The sequence below is a fragment of the Pseudomonadota bacterium genome (assembly GCA_034660915.1).
GTDB lineage: Bacteria > Desulfobacterota > Anaeroferrophillalia > Anaeroferrophillales > Anaeroferrophillaceae > DQWO01.
Genome location: JAYEKE010000181.1, coordinates 1 through 19,430, shown reverse-complemented (window position 1 = coordinate 19,430; position 19,430 = coordinate 1). Strand labels below are relative to the sequence as shown.

Below are 19,430 nucleotides of genomic sequence, written 5' to 3'. Positions count from 1 at the left end.
AACCTACAGGAGTAGAACATGCTTAACCTCGCATCAGTTTTAGATTACAGCGCATCCGAACAGCCTGATAAAGTAGCAATTATCTTTGGTGAACAGAAGATCACTTTTTCTCAGCTCAATACTTTTTGCTGCAAGATCGCCAATGGCCTGGCTGCGGCCGGAGTCGGCAAGGGCGATAAGGTTGTTTTGAGTTGTCTCAACCTGCCCTATTTCCCGATAGTTTACTATGCCATCTTGAAAGCCGGCGCAGTGGTTGTGCCGATCAGTGTTTTGTCAAAGAGCCGGGAGATCGCCTATTATCTCAAAGATTGCGATGCTAAAGCCTTTTTCTGTTTTCAGGGGACCCCGGAACTGCCGATGGGTGAGTTTGGTTTTAAGGCCTTCCAGGAGATCGACTCATGTGAACATTTTTGGCTTATAACCGCTGATCCGGCGGCACCTTCACCGATTGCCGGAGCCGAAACTCTGGGCATGATGATGGCTCCGCAGACGGCTGAGTTTGAATCGGTTGCCACCAATTCCGACGATACCTCGGTCATTCTCTATACCTCCGGTACCACTGGTTTTCCCAAAGGGGCTGAGTTGTCGCACTCCAATATGGTTATGAATGCGATCGCCAGTCGTGATCTTTGTAGTCTTAATAAAAACGATATCCATGTTATCAGTCTGCCTCTTTTTCACTCTTTTGGTCAGACGGTGCAGATGAATGCTTCTTTTATGAACGGCTGTACGATTATTCCGATTGCCAAATTTACTCCGGAAGCGGTCTTTGATGCGATTCAGAACCATGGCGCCACGATTTTTGCCGGGGTTCCGACGATGTATTGGGCGATGCTGCATTTTGAGGATAAAGAGGGCCGATTTGATTTTGAATTGATCAGTAAAACACTGCGTCTCGGAGCCTCCGGCGGGGCCGCCATGCCAGTTGAAATCATCAAAGATTTCGAGCAAAAATACCAGTTGCAGATTCTTGAAGGCTATGGTCTCTCCGAAACCTGTCCGGTGGCCACTTTCAACCAAACCCATAAACCTTGCAAGCCTGGTTCTATCGGTTTTCCCATCTGGGGAATCGAAGTCAAGATATTTAATGAAGATGATCAGGAGGTTCCGGTAGGTGACGTTGGTGAAGTTGTTATCAGTGGCCACAATGTTATGAAGGGTTACTACAATAAACCGGAGGAGACCGCTGCCGCCTTTAAGGGTACAAAGTGGTTTCATACCGGTGACCTGGGGAAAATGGATGAAGATGGCTACTTCTATATTGTTGATCGGGTTAAGGATATGGTTATCAGGGGGGGATTTAATGTTTATCCTCGAGAAATTGAGGAAGTTCTGTTGACCCATCCGGCCATCTCCCTGGCGGCGGTTATCGGCGTGCCTCATGAACAGCATGGAGAGGAAGTCAAGGCAGTTATAGTTCTCAAAGCGGGGCAGCAGGCGACACCAGAAGAAATTATCGCCTGGTCGAAAGAACAAATGGCAGCCTATAAATACCCGCGCATCGTCGATATCCGGGACTCTCTGCCGATGAGTGCGACGGGGAAAATCCTCAAAAAAGAGCTTAAAGCCGAGCTTAAATGATCTCAACTTTCTTACTTGCGTTGAGAGCCATGCCGGAACATCCTTGTGAATTTCTTTCCACTCTTTTTAGAGCAACTCAAAAAGTTGAGAATGATGAAAATGATATTGATAAGTGAGGGGAAATAAAATGATTCTAAATCCGAAAAAAGAGAAATTCGAGCATCGTGATCAAAAATCTCGGGAGATAATGCTTAAAACTATCGATTTTTTTGAAAATAAAGGTCTTGAAAAAATAAAGAAAGATTACCATGAGCGGGTCTGGTACTCGGATTTTCTCGAATTTATCAAAGAAAATAAAATTTTTGCAACCCTGCTGACACCATCTCAATACAGCCAGGACCCGGATGCCCGCTGGGATACTACCAGGAATAGTGACTATAGTGAGATTTTAGGTTTTTATGGCATTGAATACTGGTACACATGGCAGGTGACAATCCTGGGTTTAGGCCCGATCTGGATGGGCGACAATGAAGCGGTCAAGAAAAAAACCGCCGCCTTGCTGGCAGAGGGTGGTATTTTCGCCTTCGGTCTTTCCGAAAAAGAGCATGGCGCGGATCTCTACTCATCAGAGATGAAGCTGACTCCTCTTACCGAAGGCGGCTATGTCGCTAATGGGAGCAAGTACTACATAGGCAATGCCAATGAGGCGGCTCTGGTTTCGACCTTTGCCAAGAACTCTGAAACCGATGAATATGTGTTTTTTGTCGCCGACCCAAAACATGAAAATTATGATCTGGTGAAAAATGTCGTGGAATGGCAGAGCTATGTCGCGGAATATGCCTTGAATAATTATCCGGTCAGCGAGGCCGATATCCTCTCTACCGGTTCCAGGGCCTGGGATTCTTCATTGAATACCATTAATGTGGGTAAATTTAACTTAGGGTTTGGCTCTATCGGTATTTGCTCTCACGCTTTCTACGAGGCCTTGAACCACGCCTCGAACCGCAATCTTTACGGTAAATTTGTTACCGATTTTTCCTATATTCAACAATTTTTTACCGATGCCTATTGCCGTCTGGCGGCGATGAAACTTTTTGCTTCAAGAGCCATTGACTACATGCGCTCAGCCTCTCCAGAGGACCGGCGCTATCTACTCTTTAATCCGATGGTCAAAATGAAAGTGACCACCCAGGGAGAAGAGGTTATTAATCTGCTCTGGGATATTATTGCGGCTAAAGGTTTTGAAAAAGATCTCTATTTTGAGAATGCGACCTATGATATCCGGGCCCTGCCCAAGCTAGAAGGGACTGTTCATGTAAATATGGCGCTTATCATAAAATTTACCGCCAACTATTTTTTCAATCCGGATAAGTTTGCGGAAATCCCTAAGCGTAACGATTCGGCTAATGATGATTTTCTCTTTAATCAGGGGCCCACCAAAGGACTCGGCAAAATTCGCTTCCATGATTTCAATATCGCCTATAACAGCGTCAAACTGCCTAATGTCGATATCTTCAAAGAGCAGATTGAAGTGCTGAAAGAATTTCTCCTGACTGCTAAACCGACTAAAGAACAGGCCGAGGATCTTGATCTGCTTTTAAGCCTTGGTGAACTGTTTACTCTGGTAGTTTATGGTCAGCTTATTATTGAAAAAGCCAAGATTGAGAATCTTGAGGATGATCTTTTAGAGCAGATATTCGATTTTATGATCAGAGATTTTTCCAAATATGCTCTGCAGATCTACTCTAAAACCGGAAGTACGGCAAAGCAGATGGAGCTGTGCCTGAAAATGATTAAAAAACCGGCGGTAAATATAAAGCGTTTCCAGAATGTATGGCAAAATCGGGTTAAAGTCTTAAACAACACCTACGAGATGAACCCGTAATCTCAATTTCATTCCGGTTTTTTCCAAATCTGCTGAACTTGAGGGTTGACGGTACCCCCTATTCACCCCTGTTTTCTGAACACTTTTGGCCGATCAATGGTCCTATGTTTTAGCGGATGCCTTTCATGAAATCCGGCTTTAGGAAAGCCGGTGCCGGATATTTATAAAATCCTTTGCCGGTTTTGACTCCCAGACATCCTTTTTCCACAATTTTTTTTAAATAGGCGGCATTACCTTTGCGTTTCGGGTCATTGGTTTTCCTGGCCCAGTAATCGGTAATTTTATAGACGGTTTCAAGACCCACGGAATCCATAATCCCAAAGGGACCCACAGCAGTTTTCATGATGCCCATCCAGGCCCGATCAATATCTTCAGGTGATGCCACTTCCCTTGAGGCCAGACTTAAGGCCGATCCCAGCAATTCGGTCAGCATGGTGTTGAAAACGTAGCCATGCTGTTCCTTTTTCAGCTCGATAGGGTATTGATCAATGGCCTGGCAAAACGCCAGAATGGTTTCCAGGGTTTTTGCTGAGGTTTTCGGGTGGGGCATGACATCTACCACATTGGTAAGCGAACAGTCATGGAAATGCAGGGCCGCAAACCGGTCCGATCGACCCGTGGCCTCGGCAATCATGGATGGTACCAGGGTTGAGGAGTTGGTGGTGAAAATGGTGTACTCCGGGCAAATTTTGTTGAATTGAGAAAAAACCTCTTGTTTCAGGACCGGATCTTCGGGCACGGATTCACTGACCAGATCGGCATCTTTGCCGGCGGTTTCCGGATCGCCTGAAAACCTTATTCGTAAAAGTCCGGTATCTGCTTTTTCCTGCTCTAGCCGGCCTTTACTGACAAGCTCTCCGGCAAGTTTTTTCAGCCGTGATCCAGCCTCTTCAAGGGCCTGCTCAAATGGATCATAAATGATCACCTTAAATCCCGAGACCGCACAGAGCAGCCCGATCTGCAGACCCATGGTTCCGGCTCCCAGGATTAATACATTGCTTATTTCGTCATTTTTCATAAGTTCACCGCATCCAAATCGATAGTATAAATAGTTTCCATCCGGAAATTGATGTTTCCGGATAGGCTGTTAGCTGTCAGCCTTTAGCTCTCAGCTTAACCCGTTGTTTTTTCAATATTTTACTAAAAGCTGACTGCTGATCGCTGAAAGCGTTCATCAGGAAATGAACGTTTCCGGATGAACACTAAATAATATTTATGCCAACATCCCACCATCACAGACAAGCGTGGTACCGGTTGTAAACGAGGCCGCGTCAGAGACCAGATAGAGCACTGCCCCGGCCATCTCTTCCGGTTTTGCATAGCGGTCCATGGGGATCTGAGCCAAGGCATAATTGCGGATCTTGTCCGAGGAAATGATGGCACTGGCAAATTTGGTGTCAGTAAGTCCAGGCAACAGGGCATTGACCCGGATTCCTTTGGGAGCCAGTTCTCGGGCCAGGGTCTGGGTCATGTTGACCAGGGCCGCCTTGGTGGCCGAGTAAACTCCCTGGAACATTCCTGGTTTCAGCGCGTTTACCGACGCCACATTGACTATAGATCCTTTGTTTTTTATCAAGGGAAGCGCGTTTTTGATCATGAAAAATGGTCCTTTAAGGTTGACATCCAGGGTTTTGTTCCAGAGCTTTTCATCGGCTGTAATCATCTCGCCGAAATGGGGGTTGGTGCCAGCGTTGTTGACCAGGATATCCAGAGATCCGTACTTTTCGGCAATTTTTTCATACAAGGCCTTGATCTGTTCCGGGTTTCCGGTGTGGCAGGCCATGGCCTCGGCTTTCAAGCCCATCTCCCTGATTCCGGCCGCCGCCGGCTCCAGGCTTTCCGTCTTTCGGCTTACCAGGATACATTGGGCCCCGTATTGGGCCAGTTTTTGTGCAACCGCCAGGCCGATCCCCCGGCTGGCCCCGGTGATAACCGCAGTTTTTCCCTCCAGATTAAAATCTTTCATCTCTATTCTCCTCCATTAAAATAAGTTCTCAACTTTCTGACTTAAATTGCCAGGTACATATTAGCAGGATGTTCGGGCTTGGCTCATAGCGGTATTGGCCGCCGAACATCCCTGGAAATTTCTTTCAGCTGTTTTTAGCTCAACTCAGAAAGTTGAGATAAGTTATAATTCGGATGATTCAATAACTTTGAGAGCAGTTTTTTCAAGGGCGTTGACCGCAAAAATAAGGGTAGCAAAGCGTTTGTTGTCAGTAATTTTGTGAAAATAGCGATAATAGATCTGTTGGGCAATAACCGCTAACCGGAACAGACCGAAACAGTAATAAAAGTCAAAATGAGCCGTACTGCGACCGGTTCTCGATTCATAATGGTTCAGAATTTCCAGGCGGCTCAGGGCGCCCGGCATATTGGTGGGCATGGTTCGTATCATCAGCATTTCATCAGGATCATTTTTCTCCACCCAATAGGCCAGCGAGTTACCGAGATCCAGCAAAGGATCACCGTAGGTTGTCATTTCCCAGTCGAGAACCCCAATGATTTTTTCAGGTATGCCTGGATCCAACACCACATTGTCAAACTTGTAATCATTATGGACAATGGTGGGATGGTCTGTATCCGCCGGCATTTTGTCCTTAAGCCAGGCCATGATGGTTTCACAATCAGGGGCGTCATCGGTTTTTGCCTTGCGGTAGCGCCGGCTCCACCCTTCCACCTGGCGTTGAACATAACCAGCCGGCTTGCCGATGAAATCGAGCCCCGCACTTTTTACATCAATATTATGGATATCCGCTTGCAGATCCGTGAGGTTTCGACAGAGATTTGCCGCCTGTTTTCTTGAAAATGAGAGTTCTGGGGGCAGATCTTTGCGCAGGATAATGCCGGATAATTTCTCCATCACAAAGAAGGGGGTTCCGATGATTGATGTATCCTCTGTAAAGGCCAGTGGCTTCGGGCAATAAGGGAACACCGGATGCAGGGCTTTTAAGACATTGTATTCTCGTCCCATATCGTGACCAGCCTTGACCTTGGCGCCAACCGGAGGGCGTCGCAAGACCATTTGCCGGCCACCCATATCAAGCAAATAGGTCAGATTTGAATAGCCACTGGGAAACTGGGCGATGCTGATATCCCCGCTAAGATCTTCGATGTTTTCCTGTAGAAATGTTTTTACCGCAACCGGATCTATTTCCTCACCAACTCTAACCGTTTCGGCCTTGTCTATAGCCGGCATAATTTTATTCCTCCACTATCAGTTTATTGTACACGTTGGCGACTTTTACTATTTTTCCTGTGTAGTTTAACCTCAGATTACACTGATATCCTAAAAGAGCCTCAGTTTTATCCGTGTCTATCCGTGTAATCTGTGGTTTTAAAAAATTGGTTCCGGTTAGACCGGGTTAGATTTTTACCAATGAAGTTTTACGCAAAATGGTCAAAATATTTTTTTACCACGAAGAGCACGAAAGGCACGAAGAAAAGCGGATTTCTTCAGAACTTCGTGTTCTTCGTGTGCTTCGTGGTGCAATAACAAAATAACCTGTTTGGTTCTGGCTCTGCTGGGTTAGGTTTTACCTAAACTTTTTGTTGGGCCGTTTCCCTCTGGTACTTAAACCAGGCAGAAGGCTTCCACCAGGCCGATTAAATGATCGGCAAACTGATCCGCCGACACCTTAAGTTTTCTATATTTCCACCGTTTTAAATACCACTCCTGCTGCATGCCCTTGATCATACTGCTGGTTAGTTCATGCTTTCCTGGTTTAAAAACGCCCTGTTCCTCTCCGGTTACAAGAATATCAGTCAGGGTTTTACGGGTATATTCTTCCATAGATTTTACCGCCTCAAACTCGGCCGGTTTAATATTTCGGGCTTCCATGAAGGTGAAATAAAACCAGGGCCGGAATAGTTCAGAGAGGAAAATATGGGCTTTGATTACGGCCCTCAACTTTTCGCGGGGATTTTCATGGCCTACGGAAATCAGTTCGAAATTTCTCTTTATGATAGAGCTTCCCTGGGCCTGGATAATAACCAGAAGTTTTTCCTTGCCGGTAAAATAAGCATATAAAGAGCCTAGACTCATGCCGGTTTCTTGACTTAAATCCCGCATACTCATGGCCTGGAAGCCTTTTTTATAGCTGATGTTAAAAACAGCATTAAAGATTTTTTCCAGATTATTTACCGCGGTTTTCTCCTTCTTAATCTGGATGCTGTCATGGTTTTTACGAAATATCTCCCTGGCAATATCCCGGTTTGAGGAAGCATATGTTTTTTTGAACTCTTTGTAATTCATTTAATTCTCATTTTTTGCCAGATTTCTTAATATCCGTTTAGCCAGCGAGCTTTTGTGAACCTCATCGGCTCCATCATAAATTCTGGCGGCCCGTTCATGGCGGTAGAAAAAAGCCAGGATGGTATCATCGGTCATGCCCAGTCCACCATGAACCTGAAGAGCCCGGTCGACGATCCGATTCATGGTATTGGCGACGACAAATTTTATCATTGAAATAGAATCACGCGCTTTAGAGGCGCCATTTTTATCAATCTGCCAGGCTGAATTAAGAGTCATCAGTCTGGCGGCCTGTATTTCAGCCGCTGATTCGGCAATCCAGTTCTGGATTGTCTGCTGCTGGCCTAAAGTTTTGCCGGAAGCTGAAATTACCCGTTCATTGGCCCGTTTGCACATCAGGTCAAAAGCGCGCCGGCAGATTCCCAGCCAGCGCATGCAATGGTGAATCCGGCCCGGACCTAAGCGATCCTGGGCCATGACAAATCCTTGTCCTTCCGCCCCCAGCAAGTTTTCTTGCGGTACCCGACAGGATTCAAACAAAATCTCACCGTGGCTGAAATAATCATCACCTTCATGGCCCATGACCGGGATATTGCGAACCAGGTTGAAGCCGGGTGTGCTGGTCGGCACAATGATCATGCTGGCTTGACGATAAGTCGAGGCCTCCGGGTTGGTGACCGCCATGGTGATGGCAAAATCGGCTCCATCGGCGGCAGTAGTATACCATTTGTGACCATTGATAATATAGTCGTTACCATCTTTGACGGCTGTGGTTTCCAGCATCACCGGGTTTGAACCCGGCATATCCACTTCGGTCATGGCAAAACAGGAGCGGTTTTCTCCCCTGACCAGAGGGTTAAGGTAGCATTGTTTCTGCTCTTCAGTGCCATGCTCGTGCAGGATTTCAACATTGCCGGCATCCGGTGCCTGACACCAGAAGACATAATGGCCCAGGGGAGAGCGCCCCAGGGCTTCTGATACCAGGCCATGCTCCAGCAGTGAAAGTCCCATGCCGCCACACTCAAGCGGAAAATTGGGCGCCCAGAGCTCCATTTTTTTGACCATCTCCTGTTTTTCGCACAGCACCGGCAATATCTCTCTAAAATCCTTGGCCAAAAATTCCGGTTCCAGGGGAATAATTTCCGCTTCGACAAACTCGTTGATCATCTCGACAATAGTCTGAATCTTAGTTGATATTGTAAAATCCATTAATATCTCCTATCTTTTTTAAAGTAAGCATTCGACTTTGTCTATAGATTGACAAATTCTTGCAACTATATCAGTCAATTTTTTTTAATTCTCTCGCAAAGCCGCAAAGACCGCGAAGAGTTCAATTTGCTATATCATCTGTCATTTTTCTTTGCGCTCTTTGCGTCTTGAGAGAGTGAAACGAACGGGCGCGAGACAAAAAATTACGGTGAATAATTACCAGTTTTTTTTATTTCTCACAAACGCGGAGTCACAGAGAGCAAATGACTGGTTTCTCTGTACCTCTATAAGAGTATTATTGCTTTTTTGAAAACGTGGCCGAATATTTACTTTTTAAAAAACATTCGATAAATTCAATTACATCTGCAACAATACAGATATCTGAATGGCGAAATATGGGGGCTTGTGGGTTTTTATTGATGCTGACTACAAATTCGGCTTCCTTGATTCCGGCAAGATGTTGGGAAGAACCGGAAATGCCGCAGGCAATATAGACTTTAGGTGCAACCGTGGCGCCGGTGATGCCGACCTGGTGTTGATAGCCGATCCAGTTCATATCTACCAGGGGCCGAGATGAGCCCACGGCCGAGTCAGAGAAACATTGCGCAAACCGGAAAATAAATTTAAGGTTCTTTTCTTTTACCCCACGACCGGCAGCGACAATGACTTTGGCTTTTTTCAAGGCCTGATCTTCGCAAGCCCTTTTTACGGTTCGGCGATGTTGGATACGTTCTTTGCCGCAAGCTGAAAGGATAAAAGGGATTTTGCAAAGCTTCACCTGGCCTGGTTTTTTTTCTTCCCGGTCGTCTGGTTTGAAGATCCCCGCCATCAAGCTCAGCACCACTGGTTGATTTGCAGTCGGGCGAACCAGCAGGTTTTTGCTATTGTTAAATACGGGGCGTGAATAGATCAGTCCCTCCTCATCGGATCGGATATCATTAACCCCGGAGATGGATGCCGCATTTAAGCTCATGGCCAGCCCCGGGGCAAAATCTCTTCCTTGAGAGGTATGGGCGACGAGGATATGGGAAGGGTTCATTTCTCGGATCAATTGCCCAAGGCAATAGATATAAATCTCGCTGGTATAGGCTTTAAGCCCCGGTATCTGCAGGCCGATGACATCCATACCGGTTTGCTTGGCAATCTTTTCGGCCAAGGGTTTAGGGTCATCTGCAGGGACAATGATATGGATGGCCGGGGAATGCTGTTTTAGAACCGGATTTGTTTCTATGGCACGGGCTGCCGCTACCAGCTCCCAGGTGACCGGTCGGATCTGATCCGCAAAAATCTCCGCAATTACCAATATTTGCTTCATATGAGATCTTTCTCCTTTAAAACAGCGAGCAGTTGTTCCGCCTTATCGGATAAAGATCCCTCCAGTATCCGGCCGGATCGGGTTTTTTTTGGAGATTCCAGGCCGCGGTAAATATCCCTTGTCGGTATTAGCTCGGGAAAAAAATCTGCTTCAATAAGGTTTGTAATCTCTTTTTGGCCGGCGGCCAACATGTTTGAGAGGCGGGGATATCTGGGGGTGTTGATGCCGGCTTGAATGGTAAGCACTGCCGGGAACCGGATTGCGAGGCAGTCCCTGAAGCCGTTTTCCAGCTCCCGCTCAACTTCAATTTCATTGTTGCCGGAGGGTAAACTGGCTTTTATCACCCCGGTGGCACAGGGAAATCCCATGATTTCAGCCAGCATGGGACCGATTTGCCCCGCCATCATGTCCTCAGACATAATCCCGGTCAGAATCAGGTCGTATGGTATCTTTTTTGCTACCACCGCCAGTCTGGTTGCGGTGATAAAAGACGAGACATATTCTGGATCTTCAGTAACTATATGATAACCCCTGTCCGCCCCCAGGCCAAAAGCCCGCCGGATGATCTTTGCCGCTTCAAGTGGGCCGACTGTAACCACGTCCACGGTAACCGAAGCCGATATTTTAGCGCCAGATTGGTCTTTTATGTTAAGCGCTTCTTCCAGGGCGTGGACGTCAAAGCGGCTTATCTCCCCGTCATCACCCACTTGTTTAATACAAACCAGGATTTTCATCTCTTTGTCATAACCCGGAGCTTGATTCATGTCAAGAAAAAACGAACAAACGTTCATATTTTAGCCCAACCATGACCGGTATATTTCATCTCAACTTTCTGACTTGTATTGCCAGGGATATATTGCCGGATGTTCGGGGACATTGCTTTAGCGCGCCCCACAGGCAGAATCGAAAAAAGAAATAGAAAAAAAGTGGAAAGGCGTATACAATCCGACAAAAAAGTGAAGGTTGTTGGAGTATTATGGCCATAACAACAATTCCTCATAGAAGAGACGTCATCAAGGATATCAAAAATCGGGGGGGATTGGTAGCAGCCGTGCTGCCAATCCATTATTCCCGCGCCCTGTTACGTGCTTTTGACATTTTCCCAATAGAACTATGGGGACCACCCAAAGTGGATGTGAGCCTTGGCGGTGCACACCTGCAATCCTATGTCTGTTCCATTGTACACAACGCTCTTTCATTTTTAAAAATGGGCGAACTGAATGTCGCCAGCCTGATCCTGATTCCCCATACCTGTGATTCACTTCAGGGCCTGACCTCTGTTCTCATGGATATGATCAAGCCCGAGCAGACAATATTTCCGCTCTATCTGCCCCGGGGACAACGGGAAGAGGATGTGGTTTTTCTGGTTGATGAATTACAGGCTCTGTACGCTCATTTTTCTGATTTTACCGGCAAATATCCGACCAATGAAGAGTTGCTTACAGCCATTAAGCGGGAAGAACTGAGTGATTTACTTTTGCTCAAGTTGCACAAGAACCGGCAACAGATGGGTTTAAGCAATATAGATTTTTATCGCTTGGTACGCTCCCGGGAATATCTGTCGGCCGAGCATTTTGCCGCTCTGGCTGAAAATGCCCTGCAAGTTACCGGAGAAACGGCAGGGGGTATTCCGGTAATCCTTTCGGGTATTCTTCCTGAACCTATGAAAATGTTAGATGTAATCAGCAAAATGAAAGGACAAGTAGTTGCCGATGATTTGGCCTGTTGCGGTCGTCGTCTCTATCAGCCGGGAACCAGCCGGGAACCTTTCCGCCGGATGGCCGAACGCATTATCTATGCCCCACCCGACCCCACCCGTGGCAACTCCATTGCTGAGCGCGCTGAATATCTAATCGAAATGGCCCGAAACAGCGGGGCCAAAGGAATTATTTTCTACGAGGTTAAATTCTGTGAGCCCGAACTTTTCGACTTGCCCAATCTGCGTAATTGTCTCAAGGAGCAGGGTCTGGCTTCCATTAACATCGAAGTTGACATTAATAATCTCCTTCCCCATCAGATAGCTACCCGCATCGGCGCGTTTTTGGAGATGCTGGACAGTTAAAAATATGAATTTGAGAGGATTGCGGTTATGGGAATGACTGCTTCATTAAAATATTACTGGAATGTAAAAGTTACGGGACAACCATTTTTGTATTGGCAACGCCGACAAGCTGAACGTTACCCCAGGATTCCTTCCCGGTGGCGCATGGATATTTTATCCCCTCCTCTACGTATTGGGGCTCGAACCAAAGAGCTTATTTCCCGCCATTATCTCGAAGGACGCTACGCCAGCGGACATCGTCCCGTGGCCTGGGTAACCTCCGGTGGGCCGGTTGAAATCTTGCAGGCGCTTGGATTTTATGTACTCTATCCTGAAAATCACGGTGCCCTTTGTGGTGTTCGGGGAGCCGTTGTAGAGCTTTCCGGAATGGCGGAAAATGCCGGATATTCCACTGATATCTGTTCTTATGCCCGAACCGACATAGGCTCCGTACTTTCCGGCAAAACTCCGGTCGGCCATTTGCCCAAGCCTGATTTACTCCTGGCCTGCACCAATATCTGCCAGACCGTATTGTACTGGTATCGGGTGTTAGCCCGCCATTTTGAGGTACCGTTAATTTTAATCGATACCCCTTTTGTTTACACTAAAGTATCCGATCATGCTTTAGGGTATGTAAAAAAACAGCTGGAAAATTCCATCTCCATTTCAGAGCAGGTTGCCGGCTGCCGACTTGACTACCGTCACTTAAAGCAGATAATTCGACTCAGCAAGGATGCGACCGAATTGTGGCAGGAGATCATCAGTCGGGGCCGGCATCAGCCGGCACCTATTTCGGTCTTTGATCAGTTCATCCATATGGCCCCTATCGTTGAAATGCGGGGGAAAAAAGAGACAGTTTATTTTTATGCCGAGCTGCTCAGAGAGTTGGACGAGAATATTGCTAAAGGTAAAGGCGCGGTGCGTAACGAACGTAAACGGCTGTTGTGGGACAACCTACCCATCTGGTACCGGTTACGCTATCTGGCCGAATATCTGGGTGAACACGGTATTTGCGTGGTTTCTTCCACTTACACCAACGCCTGGGGAGAACTGGCTTCATTGATGAATAGCGAAAAACCGCTGGAATCCATTGCCCGGACCTACATCTCGCCAATTCTCAATCAGGGGACAAAATACAAATTAGATACCATGAAGCGGATGGTGAAAGAGTTCCAGCTGGATGGGGTCATTTTACATTCGGACCGCTCCTGCAAACCCTACTCAATCGGTCAGATTGATCAGCGTAATAAACTCATTCAGGAGTTTGGAATCCCGGCTCTGCTGCTGGAAGCTGACCACGATGACCCCCGGGCTTATGCTGATGAACAGGTGGCTTCGCGTTTGGCTTCTTTTGTCGAGATGTTGGATGATTAAGAATAGGTCACGGAGGCATATTTAATGAAAATTGCGGCATTAGGAATCGATGTAGGTTCGACGACGATTAAAATGGTAGCGGTAAACAGCGTCGGTGAGATGGTCTGGAACCACCTGGAACAGGTTGATCCAAGAGTGGAGAAGCAGGTTGATTCTTTTCTGGAAAAATTGAGGAATGAGATCAAGTCTCTGGAGGGAATCCCGTTGGTTGCCACCGGATACGGCCGCAATCTGGTACAACAAGCGGTTAAAAATATCACGGAAATCACTTGTCACACTAGAGGAGTATATCATCAATTAGGCCACGGTGGGACGTTGATAGATATCGGCGGTCAAGACAGTAAGGTTGTTGTGATTGGGGCTGAAGGACAGGTATTAGATTTTGCCATGAATGACAAATGTGCGGCGGGCACCGGTCGTTTTCTGGAAAACAGCGCCGCCCGAATGCATATCCCTGTCGTTGAAATGGGTTTTGTAGCCCTTTCGGCTACGGAAGAAGTGACCATTTCCAGTACATGCACAGTATTTGCCGAATCGGAAATCATCTCCATGCTTGCCCAGGGTATTGAGGTCGAACCTATTTTGATGGGGCTGCATCGCTCACTGGTAAAACGGGTGACCGCCATGGTTCGTAGTGTAGGGCTGGCACCACCATTGCTGCTTTCCGGTGGGGTTGTTAAAAATCCCGCTATTCGCAAAGTGATTGAAGATGAAACCAAAGAGAAGGTGTTTATACCTGAGCACCCTCAACTCATGGGAGCTTATGGGGCGGCGCTATTCGCCTTAGGGATAAAATAAAAATATCTATTTTTACTTGAGCATACCAGAAATCAGGGCAATAGAACGCTCACGGTAACGTTCATATTTGGATGCCCGCTTAAAAGCCGACCTGGCTGCCGATAAATCATCAGCATACCAGGCACAATAACCGGCCAGCAGAAACTGATATCCCTGTTTTTCGGATAATAAAGTCAAGCCGCTGAGAATCCCATACGCCTCTTTATAGCGTCCAGCCCGGTAAAGTATTTCACCCTGCTGCAACAAGTTTCGCCCAGATGGATACAATGATTGTTTACGCTTCAGCCAGTCCAGGGCCCGGTCATCATCACCCGCCTGCAGATATAAGGCAACCAACTCTCCCAATTCATCGACGGTTAAGGAAGATTGCTGCAGTTGGTACAATTGTTCCAGAGCCTGTCCTGCTGCCGATGGTAAGCCGAGCAACCGGTATAACTGGACGATAATTTTAAAATCTTTGACTTCCGGCTTTTTAAAAGACAGCATGACTTTATAGGCGGCCAGAGCCGAAGCATAATTCCCCGTTGTCAGCCTCACCTGGCCCAGCAAACACCAGTAATCAGCATCTTCAGGAAAACGGTGGAGGACCAGGGAAAGTAGTCGTTCAGCGGCTTTATTTCGCTGCAATTCCAGATAGATTCTCACCAGAGTCTGCACTGATTCCCGGCCAAAGTCCTGCCGCTTTTCCACCAGTTCGCTGAAAAATGGCTGTGCCCGGCCATAGTCAGCAACCATGAGATAGGAAGTGCCGGCATATTTCAACAGTATATCAAGTCGAGTTGAATCGGTTTTTCGGGCTAATGACACAGCGGCAGCAAACTGTTCACCCGCCTGCCGGTATTCCTTCAGCGATAATAATGTCATACCCAGATTTTCCTGCGCCGGCAAAAATTTGGGCGCCAGTTCAATCGCTCGCCGGTAGGAAGCAACAGCTGACTTAAGCTGCTCAAGGGAAAACTGAAGGTTGCCGGCCATAAACTCTACCAGCAGGTAAGCTGAACGGGGATGGTCCTGACGAAATTTTTCAATTTTTGCCAGGGCCTTTCGCTCCTCTTTTTTTGCCACCAGTGACTGGACATTCACCAGCAGCCGGTTAGCCGCAGGTGAAAGCTGACGCTGATATGGATCGATGGAAGAAGTAGTACCCAAGGCCGCCCGGGGTAGAAAAATCCAGCACACGACTATCAATACCATAACCGGGGCCATCCACCCCACTCCCCGGCAATAATTATCTGGATATTTATTGGTCAAGCTTAAAAACAATCGTGGTCTCCACTTGAGTCATCACCTTATTGTTTGCCACCGTACCCGGGCGAAAATGCCAGTTTGCCAGGGCGGTTCTCACTGACTGTTCAAAATAACCAGCTGGTTCAGCCAGGATAATTTTAAGTTCTTTAACCAATCCCTGTTGATCGACAATGAAGCGGACCCGAACTTTGCCTTCAATCCCCCGGATACGGGCCCGGCGCGGATAGAATGGTGCCGGGGTCGCCATCGGCAACGGTTGTTGATCCAGTTCACCAGGCCGGTAAAATGGTTTTGCCACCGGCATTAATGGTGTCAAGGTCTCCAAACCGGTTATCTGTGGCGATATTTTAAGGTCAGGTAGCGGCAGTTCCATGGCTGGCAATGCTTTTGGCTGGGGAAGGGGTAATGATTCAAGCTGTACAGGAGGGAGAACCACTGTTTTTCTTACTGGTTCGACTTCTTTAACCGGTGGCGGTTCCGGTTCGTCCTTTAGATGTTCAACCTGCCAGATGGGTACTGACTGACAGGACGTCATCCGTCGAGTAAATTTGGGGGATTGGAAAAGCAGAGAAATGAAAAATAGCAGGAACAAATTGACTCCCACCGCACTGAGAATACCGGTCAACCAACGTCGATTCCTCCCCTGGGCACACGACATTATCAGGGCTCCCTGGTGGCCGCCACTGCCACCCGTGCGGCTCCGGCCAGCCGACAGAAGTCCAGCACTCTGACCGTTAAACCGGTTTTTGTTTCCCGGTCCGCGACAATCAGAATATTACCGTCGGGATTCTCAGCCAGGAAACGCTCAACAATTGCCCGGATACTGCGGGCATCAACCTGCCTGCCACCGGCATAAATCCGACCACCGCTGTTAATGCCGATCTGCAGGCTGCTGGTTTCTTCAATCATGCTACTTTGGGCCACCGGTCGCTGCACCTCAACTCCTGATTCCCGGACAAAACTGGTGGTCACCAAAAAAAATATCAGCAGGATAAAAACCATATCAAGCATGGGGGCCATGTTGATTTCCGCTTTCTGCCGCTCACGACGCAACCTGGCTTTGACATTAATCATCTAACCCTACCCCATAGCCTGATGGAAGTTCAGATTCAGCTCTTTCATCATTGCCGCCCGGAATTCATCAAGTTGCTGGGCAATCCTACCGATGCGTCGATGGAGAAAACTGGCCATGAACAGCCCGGGAATGGAAACAAACAGACCACTCTGGGTGGTAATCAGGGCGGCTGAAATTCCCTGGGCCATGGCCCGGGCATTCCCGGTTCCATACATGGCAATGGCATCAAAGGTAGAGATCATCCCGCCCACGGTTCCCAGCAATCCCAGCAACGGGGCAATGGAAGCCAGCACATAAATAACATTGATATTCCTTGAAAGCCGGCTGGTTTCCCTGTTCACCAGGGAGGTAAGCAGATCCTGGTTAAGCTGTCTGTCGACGGTCATCTGTTCCATGAAATGAAAAACCACGTGACTGAGAGGGGTGCCGATGGTTTGCAAGCCAACGCCGTTTTGCACCCGGGATACGGTCTCCAGAGTTCCCACATCATTGCGGTTAATCTCATGGATTTCCTGGAGTTTGATCAGAATCAGACTCCACATGACCAGTGAAACCACAATAATCGGCACCATCATCAGGCCGCCGCTCCGGCAATATTCAAGAATAGAGAATAAAAATCCGTTCATGATCTTTCTGATAATTCCTTGTTCACCAAAGCCACGGTCAGGCCGACAGCCTTTTCTTCCATATCCCCGATAACCGAATCAACTTTACGGCTGAAATAGGCGTGCAGAAGAATGATGGGGATGGCCACCATCAGACCCAGCATGGTGGTCACCAGAGCTTCAGATATTCCTCCGGACATCAGTTTTGGATTGCCGGTTCCGAAAATAGTAATTACCTGGAAAGTATTAATCATCCCGGTAACCGTCCCCAGCAATCCCAGCAGCGGGGCTACAGCAGCCAGCACCTGCAGAGTGGGAAGATATTTTTCCAGTCGCGGCAGCTCCTTCATAATCGCCTCTTCGAGGACATTTTCCAGGACTTCTCGGCTGGCCAGCTGAAACTTCAACCCGGCAGCCAGGACATTATAAACCGGACCATGTTTATTTTCCAAGAGTTCCAAACTTGCCTGCCGGCGGCCGGCGGCCAGCAATCCAATCACTTCCACCATCACGGTATCCGTATTGCTCTTGACCCGCCGGAGAAAGAAAAACCGTTCAAGACTGACCAGAAAAGCTATCACCCCGATCAGTAAAATAGGCCAGACCAACACACCGCCGGACCGCAGCCGTTCCCAGGCCGTAGGGCGCAAAGCCAACTGACGGACGGTTGCACCACCGGAAAAATCCAGGTAGACTTCATTACTGGATCCATCAAGATATTTTTTCAGACAACGGCCAATCAACCATGGAGCCCGGGATACAGCCAGCAGGGCATCATTTTCCTTACCGTAAACCGCGTAGCCGATTTCCCGGTTATCATCCTGACGATAAATGGCGGTCAAAGCCCCCAGGCAAAGAATATCACCAGAAGTCGTCCGACCATCAAGGGCCACAAACGGTCCATGTTTGGTGACAATATCAGCCCCCTCCTTAATCTCAGCAAAACTGTTTTCTACCAGTTGCCGAATCCCGGTCATGCTGGGCAATCCTTTTTGTGACAACATTTCATCAAAAGGACGTAATCTTCCAGGATGCACCCCGGAAACCAATGATCTTTCCATGATGGCCTTTAAATCCCGGATGCCAACGCGAACCGTGCCATCCAGCTCATTCATCTCCGCAATCACCGCCTGCTGGCGTATCCCCAGCTTTTTTTCCTGCTCGGCATATGTTTCAAGACTGGATTCCAGAAAATTATTTTCCTTTTTCAACCCAGCTATTGCCTTTTCACGCTCATCAAGCTGCTGCTGTAAAGCTTTTTTTTCTGCCGCCAGTCGCCGAAACTGCTGCTGTTGGTCAATTTTAGCCTGTTGATATTCAGCCTTAAGCTTCTGGTCAACCTGATCGAAAGAGGAATCCGCAGCCAATCCGAAGGCAACCGGCAATAAGAGAAATACCAGGGCACAATAACAAAAAATTTTCATTACCATCCCCTTTTATCCACCGGCAGCTTGACCAGGTCTATTGCCCGTTGTTTCATGGCCATGCGCAGCCCTTCTTTGATCGGCTCCAGGAAACGGCCCGGTAAAGTTTCCCACTTTCCTGCTTTAGGATTATACCAACCGGCATCTTTACCATCAAGGGTCAGGTAATACAGGCCTATACTCCCCAATCGCAAGACATTAACCGTAGTTTTAACCGCTGAAAGTTCCAGTACCCGGTCATATGCCTCTACCTGATGGCCGTACTGGGCTTCAATCTGCAGCATTTCCAATACCCGGCGTAATTTTTCCGCCAGAGACGATTCATAGGAGCTTAAGAAGGATTCAAGTTCAGCAAAACGCTGCCGCCGCTCCACCTGCAGAAACGGCAGTCCATGCCGAAAAGATGTCCTTGCCTGTTCAAGGGTCTGGTCAAGAAATGGTTCCAGTTCCCGGGCGATTACCTGCTGCTCAGCAATACCTTTTTCCAGTCCGGCAATTTTTGCTTGACGTTCAGTTATATAGCGCTGCAATTTATGCTGCCGGTAGCGAAGCAGATCTTCCTGCATTTTAAGATTCTGCAGACGGCTGATCATTTCCTGACGCTGCTGCTCCCAGGCATCTACAGCTTTTTGAGTCTGCTGTTGAATTTTCAGCGTTCGGTTGACGGTTTCGGTCACCATTGACAC

Annotated in this window: 18 protein-coding genes; 5 read left to right on the top strand and 13 right to left on the bottom strand. The window is 47.8% G+C overall.

Translation table 11 applies throughout. The features are described from left to right. Nucleotides 1-18 precede the first annotated feature (18 nt). Together U9P07_10580 and U9P07_10575 are read left to right on the top strand one after the other, a co-directional pair. Entirely contained in the window at nt 19-1,581 is a 1,563-nt protein-coding gene (locus U9P07_10580; GenBank protein ID MEA2109851.1) for a long-chain fatty acid--CoA ligase, read from the top strand. A 127-nt stretch (nt 1,582-1,708) separates the two neighbouring features. Continuing rightward, nucleotides 1,709-3,406 (top strand): acyl-CoA dehydrogenase, encoded by a 1,698-nt coding sequence (locus U9P07_10575; protein MEA2109850.1) that lies wholly within the window; start codon nt 1,709-1,711, stop codon nt 3,404-3,406. Nucleotides 3,407-3,515: 109 nt separating this feature from the next. On the opposite strand, the gene U9P07_10570 is transcribed toward U9P07_10575, so the two are convergent. From U9P07_10570 to U9P07_10540, 7 genes are all read right to left on the bottom strand, one after another. Continuing rightward, nucleotides 3,516-4,424, bottom strand: a complete 909-nt coding sequence (locus tag U9P07_10570; GenBank protein MEA2109849.1) for a 3-hydroxyacyl-CoA dehydrogenase — start codon at nt 4,422-4,424, stop codon at nt 3,516-3,518. Nucleotides 4,425-4,619: 195 nt separating this feature from the next. Next, a complete protein-coding gene (locus U9P07_10565; GenBank protein MEA2109848.1) occupies nt 4,620-5,372 on the bottom strand; it encodes an SDR family oxidoreductase in 753 nt (250 codons plus the stop codon). A gap of 162 nt (nt 5,373-5,534) precedes the next feature. Then, nucleotides 5,535-6,602 (bottom strand): phosphotransferase family protein, encoded by a 1,068-nt coding sequence (locus tag U9P07_10560; protein MEA2109847.1) that lies wholly within the window; start codon nt 6,600-6,602, stop codon nt 5,535-5,537. A gap of 375 nt (nt 6,603-6,977) precedes the next feature. Continuing rightward, nucleotides 6,978-7,658 (bottom strand): TetR/AcrR family transcriptional regulator, encoded by a 681-nt coding sequence (locus U9P07_10555; protein MEA2109846.1) that lies wholly within the window; start codon nt 7,656-7,658, stop codon nt 6,978-6,980. Beyond that, nucleotides 7,659-8,864: an acyl-CoA dehydrogenase family protein gene (locus U9P07_10550; GenBank protein ID MEA2109845.1), complete on the bottom strand. Its 1,206-nt coding sequence runs from the start codon at nt 8,862-8,864 to the stop codon at nt 7,659-7,661. It abuts the gene before it with no gap. A gap of 295 nt (nt 8,865-9,159) precedes the next feature. After that, nucleotides 9,160-10,179 carry an electron transfer flavoprotein subunit alpha/FixB family protein gene (locus tag U9P07_10545; protein MEA2109844.1) on the bottom strand — a complete coding sequence of 340 codons (1,020 nt, stop codon included), beginning with the start codon at nt 10,177-10,179 and terminating at the stop codon, nt 9,160-9,162. Next, nucleotides 10,176-10,970, bottom strand: a complete 795-nt coding sequence (locus tag U9P07_10540) for an electron transfer flavoprotein subunit beta/FixA family protein (protein MEA2109843.1) — start codon at nt 10,968-10,970, stop codon at nt 10,176-10,178. The genes U9P07_10545 and U9P07_10540 overlap by 4 nt, the downstream gene beginning before the upstream one ends. Before the next feature lie 185 nt (nt 10,971-11,155). Between U9P07_10540 and U9P07_10535 the strand changes: the two genes are divergently transcribed. The 3 genes from U9P07_10535 to U9P07_10525 are packed head-to-tail and all read left to right on the top strand — an operon-like array spanning nt 11,156 to nt 14,392. Continuing rightward, on the top strand, nt 11,156-12,241 hold the full coding sequence (locus U9P07_10535) for a 2-hydroxyacyl-CoA dehydratase family protein (protein MEA2109842.1): 1,086 nt from the start codon (nt 11,156-11,158) through the stop codon (nt 12,239-12,241). A 27-nt stretch (nt 12,242-12,268) separates the two neighbouring features. Then, nucleotides 12,269-13,594, top strand: a complete 1,326-nt coding sequence (locus U9P07_10530) for a 2-hydroxyacyl-CoA dehydratase family protein (protein ID MEA2109841.1) — start codon at nt 12,269-12,271, stop codon at nt 13,592-13,594. 24 nt (nt 13,595-13,618) lie between these two features. Then, nucleotides 13,619-14,392, top strand: coding sequence for an acyl-CoA dehydratase activase (locus U9P07_10525; GenBank protein MEA2109840.1), 774 nt, complete (start codon nt 13,619-13,621; stop codon nt 14,390-14,392). 12 nt (nt 14,393-14,404) lie between these two features. Here the strand turns inward: U9P07_10525 and U9P07_10520 are convergent, their stop codons facing one another. From U9P07_10520 to U9P07_10495, 6 genes are all read right to left on the bottom strand, one after another. Beyond that, the gene (locus tag U9P07_10520; protein MEA2109839.1) at nt 14,405-15,598 is read right to left on the bottom strand and encodes a tetratricopeptide repeat protein; all 1,194 of its coding nucleotides are present in this window, start codon (nt 15,596-15,598) and stop codon (nt 14,405-14,407) included. A 34-nt stretch (nt 15,599-15,632) separates the two neighbouring features. Further along, nucleotides 15,633-16,298 carry a TonB family protein gene (locus U9P07_10515; GenBank protein MEA2109838.1) on the bottom strand — a complete coding sequence of 222 codons (666 nt, stop codon included), beginning with the start codon at nt 16,296-16,298 and terminating at the stop codon, nt 15,633-15,635. A 2-nt stretch (nt 16,299-16,300) separates the two neighbouring features. Next, nucleotides 16,301-16,714: a biopolymer transporter ExbD gene (locus tag U9P07_10510; protein MEA2109837.1), complete on the bottom strand. Its 414-nt coding sequence runs from the start codon at nt 16,712-16,714 to the stop codon at nt 16,301-16,303. 6 nt (nt 16,715-16,720) lie between these two features. After that, complete coding sequence (locus U9P07_10505) at nt 16,721-17,341, bottom strand: MotA/TolQ/ExbB proton channel family protein (GenBank protein MEA2109836.1); 621 nt, start codon at nt 17,339-17,341, stop codon at nt 16,721-16,723. Beyond that, entirely contained in the window at nt 17,338-18,744 is a 1,407-nt protein-coding gene (locus tag U9P07_10500; GenBank protein MEA2109835.1) for a MotA/TolQ/ExbB proton channel family protein, read from the bottom strand. The genes U9P07_10505 and U9P07_10500 overlap by 4 nt, the downstream gene beginning before the upstream one ends. Then, nucleotides 18,744-19,430, bottom strand: a 687-nt coding sequence (locus U9P07_10495) for a DUF3450 domain-containing protein (protein ID MEA2109834.1), incomplete at its 5' end; no start/stop codon positions are given. The genes U9P07_10500 and U9P07_10495, both read right to left, overlap by 1 nt.